General features: G+C 56.3%; 22 protein-coding genes. 10 read left to right on the top strand and 12 right to left on the bottom strand.

Annotated elements, in window-relative coordinates; all coding sequences use genetic code 11:
• Positions 1-108: 108 nt before the first annotated feature.
• From ACCW71_RS15530 to rfaD, 5 genes are read right to left on the bottom strand one after another with little or no spacing between them, the layout of a single operon-like run.
• A complete protein-coding gene (locus tag ACCW71_RS15530; RefSeq protein ID WP_436372887.1) occupies positions 109-1,101 on the bottom strand; it encodes a glycosyltransferase family 8 protein in 993 nt (330 codons plus the stop codon).
• Between the two features lie 9 nt (positions 1,102-1,110).
• Entirely contained in the window at positions 1,111-2,187 is a 1,077-nt protein-coding gene (locus tag ACCW71_RS15525; RefSeq protein WP_436372884.1) for a glycosyltransferase family 9 protein, read from the bottom strand.
• Positions 2,184-3,161, bottom strand: coding sequence for a lipopolysaccharide heptosyltransferase RfaC (gene rfaC / locus ACCW71_RS15520; RefSeq protein WP_436372882.1), 978 nt, complete (start codon positions 3,159-3,161; stop codon positions 2,184-2,186). Before rfaC ends, ACCW71_RS15525 begins: the two co-directional genes overlap by 4 nt.
• Positions 3,149-4,204, bottom strand: a complete 1,056-nt coding sequence (gene rfaF / locus ACCW71_RS15515; RefSeq protein WP_436372879.1) for an ADP-heptose--LPS heptosyltransferase RfaF — start codon at positions 4,202-4,204, stop codon at positions 3,149-3,151. The genes rfaC and rfaF overlap by 13 nt, the downstream gene beginning before the upstream one ends.
• 17 nt (positions 4,205-4,221) lie before the next feature.
• Complete coding sequence (gene rfaD, locus ACCW71_RS15510) at positions 4,222-5,154, bottom strand: ADP-glyceromanno-heptose 6-epimerase (protein ID WP_436372878.1); 933 nt, start codon at positions 5,152-5,154, stop codon at positions 4,222-4,224.
• 230 nt (positions 5,155-5,384) lie between these two features.
• On the opposite strand from rfaD, the gene ACCW71_RS15505 reads away from it, so the two are divergent.
• Together ACCW71_RS15505 and tdh are read left to right on the top strand one after the other, a co-directional pair.
• Entirely contained in the window at positions 5,385-6,581 is a 1,197-nt protein-coding gene (locus ACCW71_RS15505) for a glycine C-acetyltransferase (protein WP_436373019.1), read from the top strand.
• 10 nt (positions 6,582-6,591) lie between these two features.
• On the top strand, positions 6,592-7,620 hold the full coding sequence (gene tdh / locus ACCW71_RS15500) for an L-threonine 3-dehydrogenase (protein WP_436372875.1): 1,029 nt from the start codon (positions 6,592-6,594) through the stop codon (positions 7,618-7,620).
• 28 nt (positions 7,621-7,648) lie between these two features.
• Here the strand turns inward: tdh and ACCW71_RS15495 are convergent, their stop codons facing one another.
• The 4 genes from ACCW71_RS15495 to envC all read right to left on the bottom strand — a co-directional run bounded on the left by ACCW71_RS15495 (position 7,649) and on the right by envC (position 12,093).
• On the bottom strand, positions 7,649-8,560 hold the full coding sequence (locus tag ACCW71_RS15495; protein ID WP_436372872.1) for a hypothetical protein: 912 nt from the start codon (positions 8,558-8,560) through the stop codon (positions 7,649-7,651).
• Positions 8,553-9,782, bottom strand: coding sequence for a glycosyltransferase (locus tag ACCW71_RS15490; protein ID WP_436372871.1), 1,230 nt, complete (start codon positions 9,780-9,782; stop codon positions 8,553-8,555). Before ACCW71_RS15490 ends, ACCW71_RS15495 begins: the two co-directional genes overlap by 8 nt.
• 103 nt (positions 9,783-9,885) lie before the next feature.
• On the bottom strand, positions 9,886-10,788 hold the full coding sequence (locus tag ACCW71_RS15485) for a divergent polysaccharide deacetylase family protein (RefSeq protein WP_436373016.1): 903 nt from the start codon (positions 10,786-10,788) through the stop codon (positions 9,886-9,888).
• Positions 10,789-10,791: 3 nt separating this feature from the next.
• Positions 10,792-12,093, bottom strand: coding sequence for a murein hydrolase activator EnvC (gene envC / locus ACCW71_RS15480; protein ID WP_436372869.1), 1,302 nt, complete (start codon positions 12,091-12,093; stop codon positions 10,792-10,794).
• A gap of 252 nt (positions 12,094-12,345) precedes the next feature.
• On the opposite strand from envC, the gene ACCW71_RS15475 reads away from it, so the two are divergent.
• From ACCW71_RS15475 to cysE, 5 genes are all read left to right on the top strand, one after another.
• Positions 12,346-12,777 (top strand): rhodanese-like domain-containing protein, encoded by a 432-nt coding sequence (locus ACCW71_RS15475; protein WP_436372866.1) that lies wholly within the window; start codon positions 12,346-12,348, stop codon positions 12,775-12,777.
• 19 nt (positions 12,778-12,796) lie between these two features.
• Positions 12,797-13,051: a glutaredoxin 3 gene (gene grxC / locus ACCW71_RS15470; protein ID WP_008926942.1), complete on the top strand. Its 255-nt coding sequence runs from the start codon at positions 12,797-12,799 to the stop codon at positions 13,049-13,051.
• A 38-nt stretch (positions 13,052-13,089) separates the two neighbouring features.
• The gene (secB, locus tag ACCW71_RS15465; RefSeq protein WP_436372864.1) at positions 13,090-13,560 is read left to right on the top strand and encodes a protein-export chaperone SecB; all 471 of its coding nucleotides are present in this window, start codon (positions 13,090-13,092) and stop codon (positions 13,558-13,560) included.
• Positions 13,560-14,576, top strand: coding sequence for an NAD(P)H-dependent glycerol-3-phosphate dehydrogenase (gene gpsA / locus ACCW71_RS15460; protein WP_436372862.1), 1,017 nt, complete (start codon positions 13,560-13,562; stop codon positions 14,574-14,576). Before secB ends, gpsA begins: the two co-directional genes overlap by 1 nt.
• 68 nt (positions 14,577-14,644) lie before the next feature.
• On the top strand, positions 14,645-15,466 hold the full coding sequence (gene cysE / locus ACCW71_RS15455) for a serine O-acetyltransferase (protein WP_436372859.1): 822 nt from the start codon (positions 14,645-14,647) through the stop codon (positions 15,464-15,466).
• Here the strand turns inward: cysE and trmL are convergent.
• The 3 genes from trmL to cpxR are packed head-to-tail and all read right to left on the bottom strand — an operon-like array spanning position 15,463 to position 18,046.
• Positions 15,463-15,936: a tRNA (uridine(34)/cytosine(34)/5-carboxymethylaminomethyluridine(34)-2'-O)-methyltransferase TrmL gene (trmL, locus tag ACCW71_RS15450; RefSeq protein ID WP_436372857.1), complete on the bottom strand. Its 474-nt coding sequence runs from the start codon at positions 15,934-15,936 to the stop codon at positions 15,463-15,465. The genes cysE and trmL overlap by 4 nt on opposite strands.
• 35 nt (positions 15,937-15,971) lie before the next feature.
• A complete protein-coding gene (gene cpxA / locus ACCW71_RS15445) occupies positions 15,972-17,351 on the bottom strand; it encodes an envelope stress sensor histidine kinase CpxA (protein WP_436372854.1) in 1,380 nt (459 codons plus the stop codon).
• The gene (gene cpxR / locus ACCW71_RS15440; protein WP_436372851.1) at positions 17,348-18,046 is read right to left on the bottom strand and encodes an envelope stress response regulator transcription factor CpxR; all 699 of its coding nucleotides are present in this window, start codon (positions 18,044-18,046) and stop codon (positions 17,348-17,350) included. The genes cpxA and cpxR overlap by 4 nt, the downstream gene beginning before the upstream one ends.
• Before the next feature lie 148 nt (positions 18,047-18,194).
• On the opposite strand from cpxR, the gene cpxP reads away from it, so the two are divergent.
• The 3 genes from cpxP (at position 18,195) to fieF (ending at position 20,453) form a co-directional block, all read left to right on the top strand.
• Positions 18,195-18,704: a cell-envelope stress modulator CpxP gene (gene cpxP / locus ACCW71_RS15435; RefSeq protein WP_436372849.1), complete on the top strand. Its 510-nt coding sequence runs from the start codon at positions 18,195-18,197 to the stop codon at positions 18,702-18,704.
• A gap of 454 nt (positions 18,705-19,158) precedes the next feature.
• Positions 19,159-19,314, top strand: coding sequence for a general stress protein (locus tag ACCW71_RS15430; RefSeq protein WP_010258211.1), 156 nt, complete (start codon positions 19,159-19,161; stop codon positions 19,312-19,314).
• 236 nt (positions 19,315-19,550) lie between these two features.
• Positions 19,551-20,453, top strand: a complete 903-nt coding sequence (fieF, locus tag ACCW71_RS15425) for a CDF family cation-efflux transporter FieF (RefSeq protein WP_436372847.1) — start codon at positions 19,551-19,553, stop codon at positions 20,451-20,453.
• Positions 20,454-20,591 lie beyond the last annotated feature (138 nt).

Here is a 20,591-nt window from a genome sequence, read left to right as displayed (position 1 = left end):
CCTTGTGATTAACAGCCGCCACGCCTGAAGCGGAGACGCAATAGCAGGGTCAGACGTTAACCCGCTGCGCCTGTGGCATGAGGTCCGGCGAATAAAGCGCTCGCGTGGCTAATTAAAAAACTTGAGCCTGACATAACTCATCATCCAGTTCACGCTTTCCGCATACTGTTTCTGATGCCACTTAATCCGTGCAAACCGCTTCATCTCTTTGTAATGCTTCGGTAAATCCAGCGGCTGTGACGCCCAGGGGGAACGCTGGTAATAGTCGTAATAGAGCAGAGAGAGATCGCTGCCGCCCCAGGCATGCCAGGGTTTGCATTTACCGGTGTAGTGGATCATCACGGTATCCGCTGGCACACGGAAGCGATGCCAGACTTTATTCGCGATGATGTCATAAATATGGTTATAGCGGTCCGGCAGGATCAGTACCTCATCCTCCAGCACAATATTCAGCGCATCCTGATCGGGAAAACCAAACTCTGCGCCGCGTGTCACTAACACTTCTGTAATACGCGCCGTGGTCTGGCTGGCGATCCAGCGCGGAATATTAATCAGCATAAAACCGGAGTTGAAATAGTTATGACGCTTCAGCCCCAGTTTTGCGCACTGATTCTGCCGCGCGCGCGGCGTGTCATTACAGGCGCACAGGGTGTAATCCGCAATATCCAGGCTGAACAGGGGAGAGTAATCCCCGACCACCAGCGTATCGGCGTCAATATAGATCACTCTGTCGCTGTAGTGCGCCACGGTTTCAGGGATCAGAAAGCGGTAGTGAATACTCTTTGGATAGCGTCCGACCGCAGGCAGTTGATCAACCCACGCGCTGTTGAAGATATGCAGTGTGATCGCCAGACGATGACCCGCGGCCAGCGAACGCAGCCTTTCCACATCCTCCTGGTGAAGCGAATCGGAAAAGATATGGGCGTGGAAAGCGGTGGCCGGATGGTGCGTAAGCAGTGAAAACAACGTAATGCCCAGACCACGCGCATAGGCGTGGTTGATGCCAAACGCAACGTGGACCGGATTATCATCCGTATCGGCAAGCGTGTTGACCAGGAGCTGACTCTGCTGAACGGCATCAGCAACAGGGGTAATTGCCATTACGCTTCACTATTCCAGGTTATGAGTAATAAACTTTTGTATTCTAGTCAGTTTATCGTGATCCAGCCCAAATAATATTTCAGCTGGCTGATCAAACTGAAAGCGCGTGGCGAAAACAAATGTCGACGCAGGAATATTATCCGGTCCGATAAACAAAACGTTATTGACCGGACGCTGCTCTCTGACTTCACAGGGCCCATAAAGCATAATCACCGGCACCTGCTGTGCGTCGGCAATATAGGCGTTGCCGGAGTCGGATGAGATATAGCAATCCATCTGCGCGATAGCCCAGGGCACCTCTTCCAGTTTAAGCTCACCAATCAGGCTGACGATATTTTCTTTTGGGCCGGTCAGCTTCAGTAACTCATCCAGCCACGCCTGCTCTGCCGGCGGACCAAAAACATAAAAGGTGCAGGGCAGATCGGCCAGCGCCGCCATCAGCTGCTGCCAGACGCTGGCCGGAATGGTTTTTGCCCGGTTACCGGCTGAAATACTGATGCCTATTTTGATGCCGCTGCGCGGGTTTAGCAGGGCGGCGGGTGGCGCAGGCGGCACCCAGAGTGGCGAAGTGGCGTGTTTGGGAAAATCGGTGTAACGATAGTCGCGATTGATCAGCTTCAGATAGCTGTCGAGGGTCAAATCCGTTTTGGCGTGATCGACAATACCGCTGGCCCGGCGATAAAAGGTCGCGTGATAGGATTTGCGCACATAGGTGCGCAGAAACGCTCTGTTCGGGGCGTTGCATAGCGCGGCAAAGAACAGGTTTACGCTGTTCGGCTGCACCAGATAGACGTTGTCATAGCGGTTCATCAGGGTGAAGGCGAGTCTGATTTTGGCGAAGAAGCTGCGCTTCGCCTCTTCAATCAGGAAATAGCGGCTGACCGTGTCATCATGACGCACCAGCGGCTCGACCGCTTTACTGATTAGCAGTTCGCTCTGGCCCAGCGCGCGCAGCATCGGGGTGATATTGATGAAATCCCCAATTTTCGCCGTCTGGATCACCAGATTGCGGCCGGTCGGCCGGTAAAACAGCCGCATCAGGGCCCGGAACGGCACCAGCAGCAGGTAGATCAACACATAATTCATGGTGTCTGTTCCGTAATAACGGCCCGCAATTTTTCTGCCACCTGGTCGGCAGTGAGTTCCGCCAGATTATGATTCGGTGCGCTCAGCGCCTGCTGATTCTGCCCGTAACCCCCAATCAGGCCGGGGTCGGTCGGGCCATAGAGGGTGATATTGGGGCGATCCAGCGCCGCGGTCAGATGACTTAACCCGGTATCCACCGACACCACCGCCCGCGCTCCGGCCAGCTGCTGCGCTATCGCCTCCAGCGACAGCTTAGGCAGCACCTCGACATGCTCAAAGCCTTCAGCAAGTCGTCGGGCGCGTTGATGTTCATGCTCCGCTCCCCAGGGCAGCTTGACCCGCAGGCCGGTGGGCTGCACCCACGCGATCAGCTGCCGCCAGTGCGACTCTGGCCAGTGCTTATTATCCCGCGTGGTAGCGTGGAGAAACACCAGATAGCGCTGAGCGTCGTCAGAGAGATGATGCAGGAAATGGCCGGCAATGGCGTAGTCGCCCTGGGTCTGCGGCTTTTCATAGCCCAGGCTTTTGGCGAACAGCTCGCGCGTCCGCTCCACCGCGTGCTGCTGCTTGCTGACTTCATGGCGGACGTCATACCACCAGCTGGCAAACGGCTCGCGCGCGCTGCGGCTATCCTGACCATGCTTCACCCCTTTCGACAGGCGTGTCACCAGCGCGGCACTTTTGATCAGTCCCTGCGCATCAATCACCACATCGTACTCACGCGACTGTAACGCGCGCTTAAACAGCACGCGCTCTTCACGCTGTTTGCTGCCAAACCAGTGCTTACGCCAGCGGCGGATCGCCACCGGCAGCACCTTATCGACGGCGGGATGCCAGCCAGGGATCTGCGCGAAATTCTCTTCAACCACCCAGTCGAAACGGATGCCGGGAATAGCCTGCATCGCATCGGTCAGGGCGGGGAGCGCGTGCAGCACATCGCCCATTGAGGAGGTTTTAACAATCAGGACGTGCATGGCACCTCCTGTGACGCCAGCAGTTCGCTCAGCGCCTGCCGGACCTGTTCAGGCTGAATGTCGATCAGACTCTGGTGATAGCCCTGTTCCGCATCGCCTTTACGGACTTTGTGATAGCCGGTAATCAGACGAATAATCCGCACCTGTCGCGCCAGCGGCGGCGTGAAGTCAGGACTGCTCGGGCCATAGAGCGCGACCAGCGGGCGATCCAGCGCGGCGGCAATGTGCATCAGGCCGGAGTCGTTGCTGACCACGGCACGGCATTGCGCCAGCAGGATCACCGCCTGTTCCAGCTGGGTTTCACCGGCCAGATTACGGCAGTAACCACGGGCCTCTTCCGGCAGCGCGGCGATAATCTCTTCGCCGGTGGGACGATCTTTGGCGGAGCCAAACAACACAATCTGGAAGCCGTCGGCAATCAGCTGACCGGCCAGCGTCGCATAATGATAGTGCGGCCAGCGTTTGGCCGGGCCAAATTCAGCTCCCGGACAAAAGCCGACGATCGGACGGGTCGCCGTGAGCTGAAACTGTGCCGCTGTTTCAATCTTCTCCTGCTCTTCAACCTGCAATTCTGGCCAGAGCAGCGGCTGGGGAAGCTGCGCCGCTGAGGCAACCGGCGTGTCGTAGCCCAGCGCCACGTAACGTTCCACCATCAGCGGAAACGCGGCTTTATCCAGCACCCGCAGATCGTTGAGCAGGCCATAGCGCATCTCACCACGCCAGCCGACGCGGCGTTTGATCCCGGCAAAGAAAGGCACCAGCGCTGACTTAAACGAGTTAGGCAGCACATAAGCCCGGTCATAGTGGCTGGCGCGCAGCGCTTTACCCAACCGGCGACGCTCGCCGATTGCCAGCGCGCCGTGACCCAGCGGCATCGCCAGCGCCTGATTCACCTCCGGCATGCGGGAGAGCAGCGGACGGCACCATGCGGGTGCCATCACATCGATCACCGCATCGGGATGCTCCGCCCTGAGCGTGCGATAGAGACTTTGCGACATCATCATATCGCCGACCCACGACGGGCCGATTACCAGAATTTTCATCGCCGGAGCAGCTTCCTTTATGCGTTACGGTTCAGCCAGGCCATATATTCAGCAACGCCCTGCGCCACGGTTTTAAACGGCTTGTCGTAGCCTGCGGCGCGTAACCGGGTGAGATCGGCCTGGGTGTAAGCCTGATAGCGGCCTTTGAGTTTTTCCGGGAACGGGATGTACTCAATCTGCCCCTTCTGATGGAACTTCAGCACCGCGTCGGCCACTTCCTGGAAAGATTCGGCGCGGCCGGTACCGCAGTTATAGATGCCGGAGACGCCATTTTCCCAGCACCAGAGGTTCACCGCGGCCACATCATCGACGTGGATGAAATCACGTTTAAAGCCATCGCTGCCTTCAAACAGTTTTGGATTCTCATCGTTGCTGATCTGCGTGTTCAGATGGAAGGCAACGCTGGCCATGCTGCCTTTGTGGCCTTCACGCGGTCCATAGACGTTGAAGTAGCGGAAACCGCACACTGGCGAGTTCGCTTCCGGCAGCATCTGGCGGACATAGTGGTCAAACAGCATCTTGGAGTAGCCATAGACGTTAAGCGGCTGCTCATACTGACGCTCTTCAATAAAGTTCTCGTTGCGTCCACCGTAGGTGGCAGCGGAAGAGGCGTAGAGGAACGGAATTTCGCGTTCAAGACAGAAGTGCAGCAGCTCTTTGGAGTACTGATAGTTGTTCTCCATCATGTACTTGCCATCCCACTCGGTGGTGGAGGAGCACGCGCCCTGATGGAACACCGCTTCGATCGGGCCCAGATCATCGCCCGCCATCACGCTCATCATGAACTCTTCTTTGTCCATGTAATCGACAATATCCAGGTCGGCTAAATTGGCGAATTTGGTGCCATCCTTCAGATTATCCACCACCAGTATGTCGGTGTGACCGCGATCGTTCAGCGCTTTGACGATGTTGCTGCCAATCATTCCTGCGCCGCCAGTTACGATAATCATGTTGTTACCTTCAAGGTTGTGGGGTGAAACAGGAGGTTTCACACACGAATACCTCACATCATAACATTTCAGCCGGGTGCAGACAGCCAGATGACTCTGTAACCCTGCACGCGAAAAGCGGCATGGCGTGAACTATGCTGCAAAAATGACATTCTGTTGGGCGATTTATCGTGATGAGGCGGTCTGTTCAGTAAGATATGCCAGATTTCTGCCATCTGAGGAGAGCAATGATGCCTGCGCAATTTTATCAACAACTTCGTCAGCAACTCGACACCGCGCGTCAGGAAGGACTGTTTAAACAGGAGCGGGTGATCACCTCTGCTCAGCAGACGGAGATTGCGGTCGGCAGTGATCCGGTCGTCATCAACTTTTGCGCCAATAACTACTTAGGCTTAGCCAATCACCCGGCCCTGATTGCGGCGGCGAAAGCGGGCATGGATTCGCATGGTTTTGGCATGGCGTCGGTGCGTTTTATCTGCGGCACCCAGGATAGCCATAAGCAGCTGGAACAGCGGCTGGCGGACTTTCTCGGCATGGAAGATGCCATTCTTTACTCCTCCTGTTACGACGCCAATGGCGGCCTGTTTGAAACACTGCTGGATGCGCAGGATGCCATTATCTCTGATGCGCTGAACCACGCCTCGATCATCGATGGCGTCCGGCTGTGCAAAGCGCAGCGCTATCGCTACGCCAATAACGATATGGATCAGCTGCGGGCCTGTTTGCAGGAAGCGCGGGACAAGGGCGCGCGTCATATTCTGATCGCGACGGATGGCGTCTTCTCAATGGATGGCGTGATCGCCAACCTGCCGGCTATCTGCGATCTGGCCGATGAGTTCTCGGCGCTGGTGATGGTGGATGATTCCCATGCGGTGGGATTTGTCGGTCACACCGGACGCGGAACCCATGAATATTGCGACGTGATGGGTCGGGTCGACATTATCACCGGCACGCTGGGCAAAGCGCTGGGCGGCGCCTCGGGTGGCTACACCGCGGCAAAAGCCGAAGTGGTGGAGTGGCTGCGCCAGCGTTCCCGTCCCTATCTGTTCTCCAACTCGCTGGCCCCGGCGATTGTGGCCGCCTCGCTGCGGGTGCTGGATCTGCTCAGCGAAGGCGACGGGCTGCGTCAGCGTCTGTGGGACAACGCCCGTTACTTTCGTGAGCAGATGACGGCGGCCGGCTTTACGCTGGCCGGTGCCGATCACGCGATTATTCCGGTGATGCTGGGTGAAGCCAGCGTCGCCCAGGAGTTTGCCCGGCTGCTGCAACAGGAAGGTATCTACGTCACCGGCTTCTTCTATCCGGTGGTGCCAAAAGGCCAGGCGCGCATTCGTACCCAGATCTCCGCGGCGCACACCCAGCAACAGCTGGAGCGCGCGGTGGCGGCCTTTACCCGTATCGGCAAACAGCTGGGCGTCATCGCCTGAGGAGCCTGTCATGAAAGCACTCGCCAAACTGAAGAAGGAAGCGGGCATCTGGATGGTGACCGATGCCCCGGTTCCTGAGCCGGGTCACAACGATCTGCTGATTAAGATCCGCAAAACCGCCATCTGCGGCACCGATGTCCATATCTATAACTGGGATGACTGGTCGCGCAAAACCATTCCGGTGCCGATGATTGTCGGACATGAGTATGTGGGGGAGGTGGTCGCGATAGGGCAGGAAGTAAAAGGTTTTAGTATTGGTGATCGGGTGTCGGGCGAAGGCCACATCACCTGCGGCCATTGCCGCAACTGCCGCGCCGGACGAACGCATCTGTGCCGTAACAGCGTCGGGGTCGGCGTTAATCGTCAGGGCTGCTTTGCGGAGTATCTGGTGATCCCGGCCTTCAATGCCTTCAAAATCCCTGACAACATTTCTGACGAGCTGGCGGCGATTTTTGATCCCTTCGGTAATGCGGTGCACACCGCGCTCTCGTTCGATCTGGTGGGCGAAGATGTGCTGATCTCCGGCGCCGGTCCGATAGGGATAATGGCCGCCGCGGTCTGCCGTCACGTTGGTGCGCGTAACGTGGTGATCACCGACATCAACGACTACCGGCTGGCACTGGCGCGAAAAATGGGCGTCACCCGGGCGGTCAATGTGGCGAATGAGGATCTGCGGCAGGTGATGCAGTCGCTGGGAATGACGGAAGGATTTGATGTCGGGCTGGAGATGTCCGGTGCGCCGCCTGCTTTCCGCGCGTTGCTGGAGGTGATGAATCATGGCGGGCGCATCGCGCTGCTGGGCATCCCGCCCGGTGAAATGGCGATCGACTGGAATCTGGTGATCTTCAAAGGGCTGTTTATTAAAGGGATCTATGGCCGGGAGATGTTTGAAACCTGGTACAAAATGGCGGCGCTGATCCAGTCCGGCCTCGACTTAACGCCGGTGATTACCCATCGCTTCGGGATTGATGATTTCCAGCAGGGCTTTGATGAGATGCGTTCAGGACGGTCGGGGAAAGTGATACTGAGCTGGGATTGAAAAACCGGCCGCCGGGGCGGCCGCGTGCTTATCCCTGCTTCTTCTCTTCATCGGTCAGATAGCGCACCTTGCGGGTGTAATCCTGACCTTTGAAGTTCAGCGGCTGCTGCGGGTCGGCCAGATATTTCTGCCACTCCGACAGGGGAAAGCCGCCATGCGCGCCCACCACCTCCGGCGGGATCACTGCCGACTGGCCGCCTATTTTCTTCGAGACCGGCCAGTTGGCCCATTCGCCAAGGTTGACGGTTTTAAGATCCAGCATGTCGAGCAGCACCGCGAGCGGCAGCTGATCGGTAGGCGGCTGGCTGTCGTTCATTAAATGCCAGGTGTCATTAAACAGCGTCAGCCACAGCGGCGAAATACGCTGCCAGACCTGGCGGGTCGCGGCCAGGTAAGCACCATTAACATGATCCACCAGCCGGGGCCGGATGCTGTGCGGGTAGTAGGCGGGGATCGCCTCTTCCGGCGCACCCTCCAGCTTGGCAATCATTTTTCCCTGACGAAAGCTGGAGTAGAGATGGCCCGGCTTCATCATGATCTCAGGCATCTTAAGCAGATTGAGATCGGAATCGATCATCAGAATGCCGTCACCTTGCGCCTGTAACGGAGCCTGCAATTTGATCAAACGACTGCGATAAATTTGTTTGTAGCGATAATTCCCGTCGCGCTGCGGCACATCCAGCGTGGCAACGCGGGTTCTGGCTGGCAGGCTGCCAAAGGCGGCGGCAGGCTGATCGCTGACAATCACAATCTCCTCGACCTGTGTTGCAAAGCGGGCCGCAAAATCGGCGCTGAGCGTCGCTTCTTCAATGTAGTCCGCCCCGGTGCAGGGGATAACCACAGAGGTCACCGGCACGCTGCCCTGAACCTCTTTCTGCGTGTAGGGCAGGTTATGGCGCGCACGGATGTGGCGATAGCGGGGATTCAAAAAATTAAGCATGGGGTTTTTCTCTGACGGCGCGCTGTAAAATATTCTCGACGCCGCTGACATAGTTTTCAATCGCGTAGTGCTCACGCACGCGCTTTGCTGCCGCATTGATCAGTCGCTGACGTAAACCCGCATCCTGCCACAGCGCGGTCAGCTGCTGGGTCAGCTGCACCACATTGCCGTAATCAAACAGCAATCCGGTTTCATTATGACTGATCAATTCGGCAGTCCCGACTACCCGTGACCCCACGACGGCGGTGTTTACCAGCATCGCCTCAAGCACCACCCGTGGCAGACCTTCACTGCGCGAGGCGAGAATAAAGGTATCAAAGGCGGTGAGGTAATCGAGCGCGTTGTTCTGGAAGCCGGTAAAGACCACATGATTCTGAATATCTTCGGCGCTGGCGAGATGCAGCAGATGCTGGAGTTCCGGTCCCGCGCCAACAATCACCAGCTTCCAGTCTGCGTCGGGATTGGCGCGTTTAAAGCGGCCCAGCGCCTGCAAGATATGGTGATTAGATTTACGCAGGATCAGTGAGCCGATAGAGCCAAACACAAAGGTGGTGGGAGCCAGTTTAAAGCGCTGGCGCACCTCATTACGGTCAGGCAGCGGCTGGTTAATATCAATCGCATTGGCGACCGTGAAGCAGCGATCCGCATCAACACCATGATGGAGTAGGGTGGCATTCACCCCCTGCGACACCGCGATGACCGCCTGGCAATCCTGATTCACCATCTTTACCAGCCGCGGCTCCAGCAAGGGATCGATACGGCAGTGCTGCACCACCGCGACCCCAAGGCCACGCGCAGCCAGATACCCTTCAACATTGGTGCTGGGCTGATTATTCATGTAGAGCGTGTCAAATTTACCTAATTGCAGCAGTGAGTTGATTTTGCTGGCGTTGGGCATGACCCGCCAGCGCACATCAATCAGGTCAATAACGCGCTTTTTGAGCTTTTTATTGAAAAACAGCAGGGCACGCGCCACTTCTTTCACTATCTTCGCCCGGCGCGGCGGTTTGATCTGCGGAATAAAAAAGACCGGAATAGCCAGCGTGTCCAGCATGGATTCAATGGTTTCGCCGTTGCCCCGGCTGTAGTTGTGGTAGAAGCAGCAGGTGATATCAAATTTCTGACGATCAATTCGCTTCAGCAGTTCCAGCATGCTGTTGGTGCCGCCGCCCCACTCTCTGCCGTTGTCCAGCAGCAGGATTTTTTGTTTATCAATCGTCATCCGTCTCACTATTCCTGCACAGCACCCATGGCCCGACCGGGGATTATAGTAATTTCTGAGCATAATTGAACGCTAAGCTGAATACTTAGCATTCCAGGCAAATTCAGAACAAGCTCTTCAGCGTTATAAACAGCGGACTTTGGCTCACGCTGTCACTCACCACCGTCAGGGCGCGTGTGGCAGGAACCGGCGTCAGCGGCCGCTGAGGCTTACAGAGACCGGGCGGCTGGAAGTGCGGCGTCACCGGTTTTGCCGGAGCGACCGGCGTCCGGGTTCCACCGCGTAGCGATTCATTCAGCAGCTGACTGGGACGGACCAGCGTGATGTCGGCCGGAAGTGAGGGGAGCATCTGTTGCAGCACCCGCACGGTATTAGGATGGGGATGACCAATCGCGATGGCGTAACCATCACGCTGCGCCAGCTTCACCGCCCGGCTGAACTGCTGGCGGATGGCGTTAATATCCTGGCTGTCATCAAGAAACACGCGACGTTTTAACACTCTGACCTGGGTACCCTGCGCCGCCGGAACCGCCTGGCTGTTCGCGATGGTCATGCTATCAAGAAAGTAAAGATGGTAGTGATTCAGCGCCTGCATCACCTTCTGCATTCCCGGCAAACTCGAGGTCATCCGGCTGCCCATATGATTATTGAGACCCACCGCATAAGGCACGTTGTTCACCGCGTTACGCATAATGCGCGCCACCTCCTCGCCGCTCATCTCTGGCGTTAAGGTATCTTTTTCCAGTGGCTGTTTACTCAGCGGAGCCATAGGCAGATGGATCAGCACTTCGTGACCGCCCTGATGCGCTTTGGTCGCCATTTCGTGCGCATGGGGGGCGTTAGGCAGCACCGCCACTGAGATCGCCTGCGGCATTTGCAGGACTTTATTTTCTTCGGTGGGGCGATAGCCGACATCGTCGATGACAATCGCCAGTTTACCGGCCTGCGCCGCGTAGCTGAGCAGCAGCGCACTGAAAAGAAGGGGGAGTTTTCGCAGTTGCAACAACACTTATTTTCCTAACCACGGCAGTGGGTTGACCGCCTGGCCCTGGCGTCGGATTTCAAAATAGAGCGACGGCGTGCCACGGCCGCCACTGGTGCCGACCAGCGCAATCGGCTGTCCTGCCTTGACCTGCGCACCCACGCTTACCAGCGCACTCTGGTTGTAGCCATAGAGGCTCATATCGCCTTTACCGTGCTCCAGCACCACCACCAGACCGTAGCCCTGAAGCCAGTCGGCCATCAATACCCGGCCATCGGCAATCGCCTTCACCTCGGTGCCTTCACGGGCGTCAATCACCAGGCCTTTCCAGCGCAGCTCACCCTGCAACTGTTCGCCAAAGCGATGCTCAATGCGACCCCGTACCGGCCACAGCGCCTGGCCGCCCGCGCGACCTAAGCCGCCGGTTCGCGCAACCAGTTCACGTTCGCTTTGGGTTGGCTGATAGCTTGACCCTTTGGCTTTCGCCTGCGCCTGACGCTGACGCACTTTTTCCGCTTCACGCGCTTCGCGGGCCGCCCGCTCACGCGCCTCCCGTTCCGCCCGGGCGATTTTATTCTGCAAGCGGCTTTCGTTCTGCCGCATCTCAACCAGATCGGCCTGATCTTTTTCCAGCGCACTCTCCAGTGCAGACAGGGTTTTCTTCCGGGCGGCGCTCGCCTGTTGCAGTTTCTGCTGCTGGCCCTGCTGCTGAGTCAGTAACTCCTTCTGCTGCTGTTGCTTCTGCTCAAGCGAACTCCGTTGCTGATCTAACGTCTGGCGCGTCTGTTGCAGCGCGTCGATGCTTTTCTGGCGAGCATCATTCAGGTAGCCAAAATAGGCCAGAATACGCTCGCTGCGCTGGCTCTCCTCACCGCCCATCAGCAGTTGAATGCCGTTGTGCTGACCCTGACGAAACGCCGCGTCAAGCTGCTGCGAAAGCAGGTTTTCCTGCCGCGCCTGCTGCTTTTCAAGCCGGGCAATCGAGGTGGCGAGCTGTTTAATTTCATTATCCAGCGCGGTGAGACTATTGCGGGTGTCACGCAGCTGGCGGCTCGCCTGAGCGATCACCTTTTCCTGACTCTGTAACTGGTCCAGTAGTTTGCTGCGCTGGAGCTTCTGGGCTTTGACGCTTTTTTCTTTTTCAGCAATGTTCTGCTGTATAGATTGCAGCTGCGATTTACTGTCTTCGGCCGCCTGTGTAATGACCGGCAATAACAGTGCGCCCGCGCAGAGCAGGCTAAGGGAGAGGCTGGACAACGGTGTGAACAACGGCAGGTTATCGCCGTTGGGACGGGTCCTTGTGTGCGAAACGGTTGTTTTTCCCTTCATAGGCCAATGATTATTCCACGATGAACCGCCGCTTACCAGTGATCCCCACCGGCATTTGCTTTACCAGTTATGTCTGCTGTTCCGGTGATATTCTCTAAGCCTTACGCCAATTTTGCCATTCAGCCACTTTTTTTGGAAAATGACGCACAAATCGTTACTCTGGCCGCTTAGCGTCTGTACATGCGAAGTGGCGCAGGTATACTCAGAATCCTTGTTTTAGCTTATTAGCCCGGTCTGGAGTCGTTACCCCTCATGCAAGAAATTATGCAGTTTGCAAGCAATCACCCCATCCTGAGTCTGGCATGGGTCGTTTTACTCATTCTGGTGATTGTGACTACCGTTAAAGGAATGTTCTCTAAGATAAAAACCATCAGCCGCGGTGAAGCAACCCGCCTGATTAACAAAGAGGACGCGGTAGTAGTAGACGTGCGTTCGCGTGATGATTTCCGCCGGGGACATATTTCAGGTGCGCTGAATGTGGCAGCCGCTGAAATCAAAAAAGGCAACCTGGGCGAGCTGGAAAAACATAAAGCACAGCCGGTTATTGTGGTCTGTGCCACCGGACAAAGTGCGGCTGAGCCTGCCGCGCAGCTCAGCGCTGCCGGCTTTACCCAGGTTTCCGTACTCAAGGATGGTATCAGCGGCTGGAGCGGTGAAAATCTGCCGTTAGTCCGCGGTAAATAATCTTACAGAGGTGCTCATCATGGCAAATGTTGAAATGTACACCAAAGCGACGTGCCCTTACTGCCATCGGGCGAAGGCGCTGTTAACGCAAAAAGGCGTATCGTTCCAGGAGATCCCGATTGATGGCGATATGGCGAAACGCGAAGAGATGATTAAGCGCAGCGGTCGCACTACTGTGCCTCAGATTTTCATTGATGCGCAGCACATTGGCGGCTGCGATGACCTATTCGCACTGGATAATCGCGAAGGTTTAGATCCCTTACTACAGGCGTAAGTTTACGTCGGACAATCTCACACATAGGACCTGGTCACATGTCAGAACACAACACCAACGAAATGCAGTTCCAGATTCAGCGTGTCTTCACCAAAGACATCTCTTTTGAAGCGCCTAATGCCCCGCAGGTTTTCCAGAAAGAGTGGGAGCCAGAGGTCAAACTGGATCTGGACACTGCATCTTCTCAACTGGCTGACGAAGTTTACGAAGTGGTACTTCGTGTGACTGTAACCGCGACTGTAGGTGAAGAGACCGCTTTCCTGTGCGAAGTGCAGCAGGCCGGTATTTTCACCATCAGCGGTATCGAAGGAACGCAGATGGCGCATTGCCTGGGCGCATACTGCCCGAATATCCTGTTCCCGTACGCACGCGAATGCATTACCAGCCTGGTTTCACGTGGTACCTTCCCGCAGCTGAACCTGGCACCGGTTAACTTTGATGCGCTGTTCATGAACTACTTACAGCAGCAACAGGGTGAAGAAGGTGCTGAACAACATCAGGATGCCTGATGACCACTCACGCTTCGATTAGCGTCATCGGTGCCGGCTCTTACGGCACCGCTCTGGCGATTACGCTAGCCCGTAACGGCCATCCGGTCCTGTTGTGGGGACATAACCCGGCGCATCTGGCGCAACTTCAGACCGACCGCTGCAACACCGCTTTTCTCCCCGACGTGCCGTTTCCTGACAATCTCTCCCTTGAACCCGATCTGGCAAAAACCATCACGGCCAGCCGCGACCTGCTGATCGTGGTGCCGAGCCATGTATTTGGCGATGTGCTGCAACAGATCAAGCCTCATCTGCGGGCGGACTCCCGCCTGGTCTGGGCCACCAAAGGGCTGGAAAAAGAGACCGGCCGTCTGCTCCAGGATGTGGCGCGGGAAATTGTCGGCGATGCGATTCCGCTGGCAGTGATCTCCGGTCCGACCTTTGCCAAAGAGCTGGCGGCAGGCTTGCCCACCGCGATTGCGCTGGCGGCCACCGATCCGACGTTCGCTGAGGATCTGCAACAGAAGCTGCACTGCGGCAAAAGTTTCCGCGTCTATAACAATCCCGATTTCATTGGTGTCCAGCTGGGTGGTGCGGTGAAAAACGTCATTGCCATCGGTGCCGGCATCTCTGACGGGATTGGTTTTGGTGCCAACGCCCGAACCGCTCTCATCACCCGGGGACTGGCGGAGATGAGCCGGCTGGGTGCCGCGCTGGGGGCCGATCCCACCACCTTTATGGGGATGGCGGGTCTGGGCGATCTGGTGCTGACCTGTACCGATAATCAGTCGCGTAACCGTCGTTTTGGCATGATGCTGGGCCAGGGCGAGGATGTTGATAGCGCGCAACGCATTATCGGACAAGTTGTAGAGGGTTACAGAAACACCAAAGAAGTCAAAGCCCTGGCTGCACGAGTCGGCGTGGAAATGCCGATTACCGAGCAGATTTATCAGGTGCTGTATTGCGAAAAACCGGCGAGAGATGCAGCATTGAGCCTGCTGGGACGAACAAGGAAGGACGAAAACAGCACTGGCTAACGCAGGACGCGAAGCCTTATCACCTGTAGCGCCCATTCAGGCGCTTTTTTTATCGGGAGAAAACAGCAATGTCGTCTGATGAGTTAGAACTGGTCTGGAATAATATCAAAGCAGAAGCGCGCGCCCTGGCTGATTGTGAGCCGATGCTGGCCAGCTTCTTCCACGCGACATTGCTCAAGCATGAAAATCTTGGTAGCGCGCTGAGTTATATGCTGGCTAACAAGCTCGCTAACCCGATTATGCCCGCCATCGCCATCCGTGAAATCGTAGAAGAGGCTTACCGTGAAGATCCGTCGATGATCGTCTCGGCGGCTTACGACATTCAGGCGGTGCGTCAGCGCGATCCGGCGGTCGACAAATACTCCACGCCGCTGCTCTATCTCAAAGGCTTTCACGCTTTACAGGCATTCCGTATCGGCCACTGGCTGTGGAATGAAGGCCGGCGCGCACTGGCGGTTTATTTGCAGAACGAAATCTCCGTCTCGTTTGCGGTCGATATTCATCCGGCGGCCAATATCGGGCATGGTATCATGCTCGATCATGCGACAGGCATTGTGATTGGTGAAACCGCCGTAGTAGAGAACGATGTCTCGATTCTGCAATCAGTCACATTGGGGGGGACCGGCAAAACCAGCGGTGACCGCCATCCGAAAATCCGCGAAGGCGTGATGATTGGTGCCGGTGCGAAAATCCTCGGCAATATTGAAGTGGGCAAGGGAGCCAAGATTGGCGCCGGTTCCGTGGTGCTACAGCCCATTCCGCCACACACCACCGCCGCAGGCGTACCGGCGCGCATCGTCGGTAAGCCCGGCAGCGAGAAACCATCCATGGATATGGATCAGCACTTCAATGGCAGTCTGGCCGGTTTCCAGTTTGGCGACGGCATCTAGTCTCTAAGCAGCGCGCCGGCGTAATCCAGCTGGCGCCACGCCTCATACACCACTACCGAGACCGCGTTCGACAGGTTCATGCTGCGGCTTTCCGCCCGCATCGGGATGCGGATCTTCTGCTGTGCCGGTAAGGCGGCCAGTATCTCCGCAGGCAGTCCCCGACTCTCCGGTCCAAACAGCAGATAATCGCCCGCTTGATAGTGCACGGCGCTGTGCGCAGGCGTCCCTTTGGTGGTCAGGGCGAACAGGCGTTCAGGCGACTCTGCGGCCAGAAAGGTCGGATAGTCGGCATGGAACCTGATGGCGGTAAACTCATGGTAATCCAGACCGGCGCGGCGCAGGCGCTTATCATCCCAGGCGAAGCCGAGCGGCTGGATCAGATGGAGCTGAAAGCCGGTGTTGGCGCACAGGCGAATGATATTGCCGGTATTAGGCGGGATTTCTGGTTCAAACAAGACGATGTTAAGCATAAGGCCCCCGATAACAGGGGCCGAAGCATAACAAATTATTGACGGCTGGAGGAGTAGAGCGGCAGCCAGAGCGTCAGACGCAGGCCACCCAGTGGGCTATCGTCAGCTTTTACCCAGCCACGATGTTGCTGCACGGCGGTTTCGACAATCGCCAGGCCGAGCCCGGTGCCGCCTGACTCGCGATCGCGCGCTTCATCGGTGCGATAAAACGGACGGAAAATCTGTTCACGATCTTCCGGGCTGACGCCAGGACCATCATCGTCAACGTGCACCGTGATACCGGAAATATCGACTGAGAAGCTGACGCTGATGTGGCTGTGTGAATAGCGCAGCGCATTGCGCACGATATTTTCCAGCGCACTCTCCAGCGCGTGAGGATTGCCATAGAGCGGCCAGGGACCGGGTGGATAGGGAATATCCATCTTCTTGCCCATCTGCTCGGCTTCGAAGCGGGCATCTTCCAGCACCCCATTCCACAGCTGATTCGCCTTCATGGCTTCGCTGACCAGCGCGTTTTTATGCTGGGTGCGTGACAGCACCAGCAGGTCGTTGATCATGCCGTCCAGCCGCTGTGCTTCCGTCTCAATACGCTCTAATTCCTTGCCCTCGCCCTGCCGCCGACGCAGCAGAGCCGTCGCCAGTTGCAGACGGGTCAGCGGGGTGCGGAGTTCATGACTGATGTCCGACAGCAGACGTTGCTGACCGGTCATCATCCGCTCCAGCGCACTCACCATCTGGTTGAAGCTGGAGCCGGCGGCCAGAAACTCCTGCGGGCCCGACTCCAGTTCCGGGTGCTGGCGCAGATTACCGCTGGCCACTTCATCGGCGGCATATTTCAGCTTGCGCGCCGGACGGGCCAGGCTCCACGCCAGCCAGAGCAGCAGCGGTGAACTGATCAGCATGGTGACAATAAGCAGCAGCAAAGGGCGGTCAAACAGCAGGTTAACGAAATCGAGCTGCGAACTGTTGGCGGGACGAATCATGTAAAGCTGGTAGTTATCTTCACCATCCCGAACCGCGAATGGCCCCACCAGCTCGACACGCCCATATTTTTTCTTCTGCGGATGATCGGCATTGTCGGACTGGCCGATAAAATTGCGGATAACCTGCATTTCATTGTGTTGCGCGCCGATCACCCGGCCTTCGCTGGTCACTAACAATAGCCGCTGACCCGGCGGTGCCCACTTTTCTACCGCACGAAATAAGCGACGCCACCACATCAGATCATTGGGCGGATCCTGTGACAGCTCCGCTTCAACGTGCTGCTCAATCATGGTGCCCTGCCGCTGTTCACTCTCCAGCAGAGAGGTCATCTGTCGTGAATCGAGTTTGGGCACCATCAGCACCAGCATCAACACCAGCGCCAGGGTCAACCAGAAGATGGCGAAGATGCGGGTGGTCAGACTGCCAATCATGATGCCGAGACCATCAGATAGCCGCGGCCACGTAAGGTTTTAAACCAGGGATGACCGTCGCGACGCTCAGGCAGCTTGCGACGCAGATTGGAGATGTGCATATCAATGGCGCGGTCAAAAGGGGTCAGGCGTTTGCCCAGCACTTCCTGACTCAGATGTTCACGCGATACCACCTGGCCGAGATGCTGAGCCAGCAGATAGAGCAGGGTGAATTCGGTGCCGGTGAGATCCAGCGTCACATCATCAAAGCTGGCCTCCTGACGACCGGGATTAAGCCGCAGACAATCCACCTCCAGCGTGGGGGAGCTGGTGTCGTGCTGTTGCTGCTGTTCACTCCAGTTAGAGCGACGCAGAATGGCGCGGATACGGGCCACCAGTTCGCGATCGTTAAACGGTTTGGGGAGATAATCATCTGCACCCAGTTCAAGGCCCAGCACGCGATCCAGCTCGCTTCCGCGCGCAGTCAGCATGATGACAGGGGTCTGATGCTGCTGTCTGAGTTCTTTCAGAGTGTCGATACCGTTTTTCTTCGGCATCATCACATCCAGTAACAGCAGATCAATAGAGTTATCGAGCAGGTTCAGCGCCTGTTCACCGTCGCTGGCCACAACGACTTCAAACCCTTCCATTTCTAACAGTTCTTTTAAAAGCGAAGTTAATTCGCGGTCGTCATCTACCAACAGGATTTTATTCATTTTTGTAGCCCTCCGCAGGCAAAATACCGTGTTCCTGGCGCACCTATCCATCGCTTTACGTAGTTTTACACCCCCTGACGGATGTTTGCAGCTTTCGCCGTACACTGGCTCCTGTTGAATCGCAAAACGGAACGTACTGGAGTGAACGATGCGCAAATTAACCGCCGTCGTCCTTGCCTCAGCGATGGCTTTTGGTCTCGCCAGCGCAGGTGCTAAAGATGCGACGACGATTGAGGAGATGCATCATGTTGGATTGCCGACAGGCAGTATGACGCAAAATCCGCAAAGCCACATGTTCGACGGCATCGACCTGACTGAAGAGCAACGTCAGCAGATGCGCGACCTGATGCAACAGGCGCGACATGAACGTCCGGCGGTCCGTATTGACGATATTGCAGCGCTCCATGAGCTGGTGACCGCAAATCAGTTTAACGAAGCGGCTATCCGCGAGAAGGCGGAAACCATCGCCAGAGTGCAGGTTGAACAGCAGGTTGAGATAGCGCGTGTACAGAATCAGATGTTTCAGCTGCTCACGCCCGCTCAGCAGGCCACGTTACAAAAGAACTACCAGCGGCGACTGAATGAGCTGCGACAGTTTTCGAATTTGCAGTCAGCGTCATCACTGCAAGCAGTGAGCAGTACCGGCAGTAACCAGTAACATAGTATCCCTGTTTTCCTTGCCATAGACACCATCCCTGTCTTCCCCCGCCATGATGGCGGGGTTTTTTTTAACTTTTTTTCCCCATTTTTATTTTGACAGTAATCATCACTGCGCAACAAAAGCGCCCATCTTTTATCGTTTCTCTATTTTTTCCAGCGTTGTCTCACCGATTCCGGCCTTTTCGCCCCACAGAGCCCCATCAGCCGCACTGCTCAGCGTGCTGGACGGCAGCATTATTTTAGCGCGTTGAAAATACAGGCTTTATGGGATGCTGTCAGAATGAAAACACTGAATTATCAATAAGCTGCCTCTGCCGCGTTTCGCTTGCTGCTTCAGGCGTACCCTCTACACTTAATTCTGTCGCCACAGGGAAGTTCAGTGATTTTGCGAAGTCTCAGGGAGCGGTAACCACATTATGTCGTCCTGAATGAATCTATTAACGGAGTAACTTATGGCAGAGCATCGTGGTGGTTCAGGTAATTTCGCAGATAATCCGCAGAAAGCGTCTGAAGCCGGTAAGAAAGGTGGCCAGAGCAGCGGCGGCGGAAACTTCAAAAACGATCGTGAAAAAGCATCAGAAGCAGGGAAAAAAGGCGGCAAAAAGTAGTTGCCACCGCTTTCTCTCAACAGGCCAGAGTCTGAAACACTTCCGGCCCTGATGTGTATGACACTTTGCCCCTTCTCCTGCCGGAGCGGGGGCTTGTATTTTTCCCCGCTATGCCCGCCTGTGTTCGCTTATGCCGTTTATTGACCGGTTAAGCGCTATCCGCCTCCCGGTGTTAAACTTCAGCCATTCTTTCCTTTTAGTGCGCATCATCACTGATGCCTTATACGGAATCTGGCATGCAACCTTCTTATGGCCGACTGGTAAAGGGCGCGGCGCTGGCCGCCACCACGCTTGCGTCTCTCCTGCTGATCGTGAAAATCTTTGCCTGGTGGTACACCGGCTCAGTGAGTCTGCTCGCTTCGCTGGTCGACTCGCTGGTCGACATCGCCGCGTCACTGACTAATCTGCTGGTGGTGCGTTACGCGCTACAGCCGGCAGATGATGATCATACCTTCGGGCACGGTAAAGCGGAGTCGCTGGCCGCGCTGGCACAAAGTATGTTTATCTCCGGCTCGGCGCTGTTCCTGTTTCTCACTGGCCTCCAGCATCTGGCGAATCCCAATGTACTGCGAGGGCCTGGTGTAGGTATCCTGGTGACGGTGGTGGCGCTCAGTTCCACCCTGATTCTGGTGGCTTTCCAGCGCTGGGTGGTGCGTAAAACCCGGAGTCAGGCGATTCGGGCGGATATGCTGCATTATCAGTCAGATGTCATCATGAACGGTGCTATTCTGGTCGCGCTGGTACTCAGCAATTATGGCTTTGTCCGGGCAGATGCGCTCTTTGCGCTGGGGATTGGCGTCTTTATTCTCTATAGCGCGTTGCGCATGGGCTACGAGGCGGTGCAGTCGCTGCTGGATCGCGCTTTGCCGGAAGCGGAGCAGCAGCATATCCTGACGCTCGCCTCTCAGTGGCCGCAGGTTCAGGGGGTACACGATCTGCGCACCCGGCAGTCCGGCCCGACCAAATTTATTCAGCTTCATCTGGAACTGGAAGATGAGCTGCCGCTGGTGCAGGCGCATCGCATCGCCGATCAGGTTGAGAAAGCGTTACGCAAAGAATTTCCCGGTTCAGACGTAATTATCCATCAGGATCCCTGTTCTGTGGTACCGTTCGAGAGAGAACAATCTTTAGGTATTTAACCTAAACGAATCAAATTGATATGAAATGGGTGATGTAACGCTAACATTGCTGCAAAAAATAGTGAAAAGTTGTCTGACCTGAATCAATTCAGCAGCAGGCCTTTGATATACTATCTGCCATAACGAGTCGCGCCAGCC

The sequence above is a fragment of the Pantoea sp. C2G6 genome (genome assembly GCF_051336815.1).
Classification (GTDB): domain Bacteria; phylum Pseudomonadota; class Gammaproteobacteria; order Enterobacterales; family Enterobacteriaceae; genus Pantoea.
The sequence above is the reverse complement of the archived record's forward strand: the minus strand, read 5'-3'. Positions and strand labels throughout refer to the sequence as shown.

What these genes read in the sequence shown, in the direction of transcription:
- gpsA (WP_436372862.1), top strand. Translation starts at nt 13,560, where the DNA reads ATGACCACTCACGCTTCGATTAGCGTCATCGGTGCCGGCTCTTACGGC.
- envC (WP_436372869.1), bottom strand. Translation starts at nt 12,093, where the DNA reads ATGAAGGGAAAAACAACCGTTTCGCACACAAGGACCCGTCCCAACGGC.
- ACCW71_RS15495 (WP_436372872.1), bottom strand. Translation starts at nt 8,560, where the DNA reads ATGCTTAATTTTTTGAATCCCCGCTATCGCCACATCCGTGCGCGCCAT.
- rfaF (WP_436372879.1), bottom strand. Translation starts at nt 4,204, where the DNA reads ATGAAAATTCTGGTAATCGGCCCGTCGTGGGTCGGCGATATGATGATG.
- rfaD (WP_436372878.1), bottom strand. Translation starts at nt 5,154, where the DNA reads ATGATTATCGTAACTGGCGGCGCAGGAATGATTGGCAGCAACATCGTC.
- cpxR (WP_436372851.1), bottom strand. Translation starts at nt 18,046, where the DNA reads ATGAATAAAATCCTGTTGGTAGATGACGACCGCGAATTAACTTCGCTT.
- grxC (WP_008926942.1), top strand. Translation starts at nt 12,797, where the DNA reads ATGGCAAATGTTGAAATGTACACCAAAGCGACGTGCCCTTACTGCCAT.
- ACCW71_RS15490 (WP_436372871.1), bottom strand. Translation starts at nt 9,782, where the DNA reads ATGACGATTGATAAACAAAAAATCCTGCTGCTGGACAACGGCAGAGAG.
- ACCW71_RS15530 (WP_436372887.1), bottom strand. Translation starts at nt 1,101, where the DNA reads ATGGCAATTACCCCTGTTGCTGATGCCGTTCAGCAGAGTCAGCTCCTG.
- tdh (WP_436372875.1), top strand. Translation starts at nt 6,592, where the DNA reads ATGAAAGCACTCGCCAAACTGAAGAAGGAAGCGGGCATCTGGATGGTG.
- cysE (WP_436372859.1), top strand. Translation starts at nt 14,645, where the DNA reads ATGTCGTCTGATGAGTTAGAACTGGTCTGGAATAATATCAAAGCAGAA.
- ACCW71_RS15525 (WP_436372884.1), bottom strand. Translation starts at nt 2,187, where the DNA reads ATGAATTATGTGTTGATCTACCTGCTGCTGGTGCCGTTCCGGGCCCTG.
- trmL (WP_436372857.1), bottom strand. Translation starts at nt 15,936, where the DNA reads ATGCTTAACATCGTCTTGTTTGAACCAGAAATCCCGCCTAATACCGGC.
- ACCW71_RS15430 (WP_010258211.1), top strand. Translation starts at nt 19,159, where the DNA reads ATGGCAGAGCATCGTGGTGGTTCAGGTAATTTCGCAGATAATCCGCAG.
- fieF (WP_436372847.1), top strand. Translation starts at nt 19,551, where the DNA reads ATGCAACCTTCTTATGGCCGACTGGTAAAGGGCGCGGCGCTGGCCGCC.
- ACCW71_RS15475 (WP_436372866.1), top strand. Translation starts at nt 12,346, where the DNA reads ATGCAAGAAATTATGCAGTTTGCAAGCAATCACCCCATCCTGAGTCTG.
- secB (WP_436372864.1), top strand. Translation starts at nt 13,090, where the DNA reads ATGTCAGAACACAACACCAACGAAATGCAGTTCCAGATTCAGCGTGTC.
- cpxA (WP_436372854.1), bottom strand. Translation starts at nt 17,351, where the DNA reads ATGATTGGCAGTCTGACCACCCGCATCTTCGCCATCTTCTGGTTGACC.
- ACCW71_RS15505 (WP_436373019.1), top strand. Translation starts at nt 5,385, where the DNA reads ATGCCTGCGCAATTTTATCAACAACTTCGTCAGCAACTCGACACCGCG.
- cpxP (WP_436372849.1), top strand. Translation starts at nt 18,195, where the DNA reads ATGCGCAAATTAACCGCCGTCGTCCTTGCCTCAGCGATGGCTTTTGGT.
- rfaC (WP_436372882.1), bottom strand. Translation starts at nt 3,161, where the DNA reads ATGCACGTCCTGATTGTTAAAACCTCCTCAATGGGCGATGTGCTGCAC.